The organism is Paenibacillus sp. Marseille-Q9583, assembly GCF_976954365.1.
Map to the genome: position 1 here is coordinate 1 of NZ_CDRJTB010000139.1, position 4,021 is coordinate 4,021.

The window sequence follows — 4,021 nt, forward strand, 5'->3', positions numbered from 1 at the left end:
TCGCCGAGGCAATTGTTATGACAACGCCTCTATGGAGAGCTTCTTCTCGCATCTCAAAACGGAAGGACTCTATCCTTATGATATCCGAAATATGGATGAGGCACAAAGGAAAATTGAAGATTACATTCAATTTTATAACCAACATCGGCCACAACGAAAGCTAAATAAGCTGCCTCCGGTAAAATATCGGAAACAGCTTATTGCCTAGGGTCTTTTTTTCAATGTCTATAAAATGGGGCCTTGACCAAAGGTTGATGGGGTGTTTTTTCGTTTAGTAACTTGTGTCTTCGTGCTGTGCATCATCTATCGAAACAGTTCTGTAAAAATAAAGTATTAGAATGGCGGGCGCCTCATCAAGCTAACAGGCAGTAAAGTTTAACTTAAAATAAACTTTCCGTTTCCCGCAGTTAACTTAAGGTGTAATCTGAAAGCACCTTTTTTTGAAGGTGATACTCATCAAGAACCGTATTTATGAAGGAGTGACTTAATGCAAGCTATTAAATCTATAATAGAGTGTCCAGAGCGTCATATAGAGTTTGCTGAATATGTTAAAGAAAAATGGCCAAACGTACAGAAGGTGGTACTCCCTAAAATTGACGAAAGTTTATCGGCTGAAGATGGTTTGCCATTAACATTTCTGCTATTAAAAAACGACAAAATAATTGGATTTTATCAATTGATTGAGCAGGAATATATCATTCGAAAAGATTTATCGCCATGGATTGCTCCTTTGTTCATTGACGAGAATGAGCGAGGGCAAGGTTTAGGTTCAGTATTGTTGGAGCATGCCAGAAAAATGGTGGGGCAATTGGGATATACGAAGGTTTATATAACGACTGACCATATTCGTTACTATGAGAAATATGGATTCAGAGAAATCGGTTTGGATAATTTCGAATGGGGACGACCCACCAAAATCTATGAGCACGACACTATAAAGTAATTTATCGCAACATGGTTTGTTTGGGACTTAACTAACGGGAAACGATAGTTGAATCTACAGAGGGATGGTATCAAACATGGACTATGAAATCAAAATAGCAACCTTGGAACATAAAGAAATACTCAGCAACCTGTTACAATTCTATATTTATGATTTCTCAGAATTTATGGAGTTGCAGTTTGAGGCAAACGGTAAATATGGTGATTATCCAATTGATGAATATTGGTCTAAAGACCCCAATTATCCATATTTAATCAGTCTCAATGGGAAATTTATTGGATTTGTCTTAGTTAAATTAAAAAATCGGGAAGAAGATGACGCATATTTTTCTATTGCTGAATTTTTTATTGCGAAGAAGTATCGTAGGCTGGGATTAGGGAGATTGGTTGCTAAAGATATATTTCATATGCACCAGGGAAAATGGGAAGTTTACCAAATAGATAACAATAAGCCCGCTCAACTCTTTTGGAAAAAGGCAATAGAAGAATATACAGGAGGAAAATTTACTGAACGAATTGAAGTAGGAAGAAGAACACAAGTATTCTTTAGTTAATGATATTCAGGACTAGCAAGGGCTTACGCTAACGGGAAACGTGAGTCCAAAAACCAACAGTAGTCTAGGACTTTTTCTTACTAGTCATATATACATAATGTTCCAAATAATTTATATTAAGGTTATAAGGTTTGAGAGTAATGGCATTGCAATTTGGAAGAACCTCGCCGGCATTGGCGAGGTTCTTATATTAATGGGGGTTGCTGGTTGACAAAAATGATAATTTTGTTGGTTATTCTTGCTATCATTGCTGCTGTTTTTGTATTCAAAGTTTTATCTAGAAAGAAGAGTTCCCCTCCCCAAAGTATAGTAATTGATCCACTTAAGATTACGATCCAGGACATAGACCGAATGAAAGACGGAACTGGCTTTGTAGAATATCTGTATCGATTATTATTGGCCATGGGTTATAGTGATGCATATAAAACGAGAGGAGGCAGAAATTTTGGATCTGACTTAGTGTTTACAGACGGGGAGGGGGTTCGAAATGTCGTTCAGGCAAAGTGTTATTCTTATCCAGTAGGGTTAGGAGCTGTTCAAGAGATCTATAGTTCCATGAGATATTACAGGGCAAAAAAGTCCATGGTAATATCTTCAAATCAATATACCTCAGCGTGTGAAGAACTTGCTAGTTATAACGCCGTAAGATTACATAGTAGAAGTGACCTTATAGAAATTATAAACTTTTTCAAGTCAGGGCAGATTGATAAAGCAAAGGATATCCTTGAGTCAGAGCCTAGGATTATACTGGAGTCAATGGATAATAAAGTAATTAAGAAGGGCTTCAAAGTTGAAAAACGATGGGTTGCGAAAAAATAGATAGTTCGTAGAACAAGGAGCTTTTATACTGATGAACCATGAAGATTTTCAATACAGAAATACATACTTTTTCGTAGGGAATCCAACGATTCTATGGATCACCATACTTGGCTTGGTGTTGTTAGGATTTGTATTGTTTTATTTGATTAAGAAATACATAAAGCAGAGAAAATGAAACCAGGTATTTTAATACATAGGAGTACTGTTATGAAGAAAATATTCAAAGAATTTGGTATCCATTTTTGTGCGGCAACTATTCTTCTAGGTATTTCATTATTGTTCAATAATTATAATGTTGCGAATGAGGAACGACAATCTTTGATGGTTGTAATGATGTGTGGAGCCCTCATATCTATTGGTGGATATAACTATTTAAAAAACAGAAAAGGTGTTGTTGTGATGATCGTAGGAGTTATTGTATTAGGATTAGCGCTTTGTACCTTATCTTTTTAGGAGTGATTATATTGAGTAATGTATACAAAGTCTTGAAGACAGATTCAGAATTTCTAACGGCTATTTTGTCACAGTCACAAGTAGATATACTTGAACGTCGCGGTGATCTGTCTGGCTGTACAATTGATTGTGAGGGGCCATTCCAGAAATGGAGTCCAGTTAACGTTAAGGTTGCAGATGTTTATTTCATGAGAAATGAATTTGAGTTCAGGAAAGTCTTGGCATAAGGATGTATAACAAACACCCCGTCAACCTTAAGTGGTCGACGGGGGATTTTTTTGAAAAATAAATTTAGTAATGAAATTAAGTTCAGTGAAATATTCATTATATTTTTCCTGCATTATGCAATACATTCAGGTAATATTCATAATGAGGATTGCCGAGTACACAATATTCATTTGGAATACCCTTTAATATAATTAGATCATTCAGAATTTTTTGAGACAAACCTTGCATAGTAAATGAAGATATAGAGTTGTTATCTACACTTTCTAGTACAATATTGATTCGTCTTCCTTCTTTTATATCTTTCCACATAAGTTCATTTTCAGAATTTTCTGAAGATCCTCTATTATCGTTAACCAAACTATTAAGATATAAGATCATTTCAGATAAATCCTGTTTCTCATCCTGAGTAAAAATTGAATAAAGTAATTTTGTGTCCACTATTTTATAGCACTTAGCAATGTGATCGTACTTAGCATCTGGATCTTTTTGTAGATTTTTAAAATCTTCTTTACTTAGTTCTATTGCATTGTAATTTTCTTGAAGTAACTGTCCTGCTTGGTCTAAAGTGTAATTTGATGGTAGACCAGATGCTTTGAAATTTTTATCTAATTGTTTTAGCATTATATCTCCTTAAAAGAAAGAATGTCCTCCAGTTCTATCATTCGTATGATAATGGGCGTAGTAAAAATTACCTGGAAGCTGACCGCAAGTTACCTCTGGACCTTTAGGTGTCTTCCCTTCACCAGCCACTCTCGCAACCGCCTCTGCTAATGCTGAGTTTGTAGACCAGACATTTTTGGTGTTTTCGGTAAATATAGGATTCATTATCCTTGCAGCCGCTGCTGACAAGTCTATTGCATTTCCCTACATAAAGATTTCCTCCTAAAATTCGAGCAGTGTAGTGATGGTATCTTTGATCTTTCTTTAAGATATCTCTTACTTCGTTAATCACACTAATAGTTTCGTATGCTACAACTAAGGCTGCTCCTATACCAAGCAAATACCCAAGCAAAGCTTCTCCAATA

7 protein-coding genes and 1 pseudogene are annotated in these 4,021 nt (G+C 35.5%); 6 read left to right on the top strand and 2 right to left on the bottom strand.

Annotated features, from left to right (window positions below; genetic code table 11):
- The 6 genes from ACWNM1_RS30285 to ACWNM1_RS30310 form a co-directional block, all read left to right on the top strand.
- On the top strand, window positions 1-208 hold a 208-nt coding region (locus ACWNM1_RS30285; protein ID WP_449603887.1), incomplete at its 5' end, for an IS3 family transposase.
- Between the two features lie 279 nt (window positions 209-487).
- Window positions 488-943, top strand: coding sequence for a GNAT family N-acetyltransferase (locus ACWNM1_RS30290; protein WP_042190795.1), 456 nt, complete (start codon window positions 488-490; stop codon window positions 941-943).
- A gap of 76 nt (window positions 944-1,019) precedes the next feature.
- Window positions 1,020-1,496 carry a GNAT family N-acetyltransferase gene (locus ACWNM1_RS30295; RefSeq protein WP_449603888.1) on the top strand — a complete coding sequence of 159 codons (477 nt, stop codon included), beginning with the start codon at window positions 1,020-1,022 and terminating at the stop codon, window positions 1,494-1,496.
- Window positions 1,497-1,712: 216 nt separating this feature from the next.
- Window positions 1,713-2,315 carry a restriction endonuclease gene (locus ACWNM1_RS30300; protein WP_449603892.1) on the top strand — a complete coding sequence of 201 codons (603 nt, stop codon included), beginning with the start codon at window positions 1,713-1,715 and terminating at the stop codon, window positions 2,313-2,315.
- Window positions 2,316-2,522: 207 nt separating this feature from the next.
- Window positions 2,523-2,768 (top strand): hypothetical protein, encoded by a 246-nt coding sequence (locus ACWNM1_RS30305; RefSeq protein WP_449603889.1) that lies wholly within the window; start codon window positions 2,523-2,525, stop codon window positions 2,766-2,768.
- Window positions 2,769-2,779: 11 nt separating this feature from the next.
- Window positions 2,780-2,995 (top strand): hypothetical protein, encoded by a 216-nt coding sequence (locus tag ACWNM1_RS30310; RefSeq protein WP_449603890.1) that lies wholly within the window; start codon window positions 2,780-2,782, stop codon window positions 2,993-2,995.
- A 97-nt stretch (window positions 2,996-3,092) separates the two neighbouring features.
- Here the strand turns inward: ACWNM1_RS30310 and ACWNM1_RS30315 are convergent, their stop codons facing one another.
- Both ACWNM1_RS30315 and ACWNM1_RS30320 read right to left on the bottom strand, forming a co-directional pair.
- The gene (locus ACWNM1_RS30315) at window positions 3,093-3,617 is read right to left on the bottom strand and encodes a hypothetical protein (protein WP_449603891.1); all 525 of its coding nucleotides are present in this window, start codon (window positions 3,615-3,617) and stop codon (window positions 3,093-3,095) included.
- Window positions 3,618-3,735: 118 nt separating this feature from the next.
- A pseudogene (locus tag ACWNM1_RS30320) lies at window positions 3,736-4,021 on the bottom strand (hypothetical protein); the annotation flags it as partial.

Excerpts from the sequence above, each read along its gene's own strand:
- ACWNM1_RS30315 (WP_449603891.1), bottom strand. The coding sequence starts at position 3,617 with ATGCTAAAACAATTAGATAAAAATTTCAAAGCATCTGGTCTACCATCA.
- ACWNM1_RS30295 (WP_449603888.1), top strand. The coding sequence starts at position 1,020 with ATGGACTATGAAATCAAAATAGCAACCTTGGAACATAAAGAAATACTC.
- ACWNM1_RS30290 (WP_042190795.1), top strand. The coding sequence starts at position 488 with ATGCAAGCTATTAAATCTATAATAGAGTGTCCAGAGCGTCATATAGAG.
- ACWNM1_RS30300 (WP_449603892.1), top strand. The coding sequence starts at position 1,713 with ATGATAATTTTGTTGGTTATTCTTGCTATCATTGCTGCTGTTTTTGTA.
- ACWNM1_RS30305 (WP_449603889.1), top strand. The coding sequence starts at position 2,523 with ATGAAGAAAATATTCAAAGAATTTGGTATCCATTTTTGTGCGGCAACT.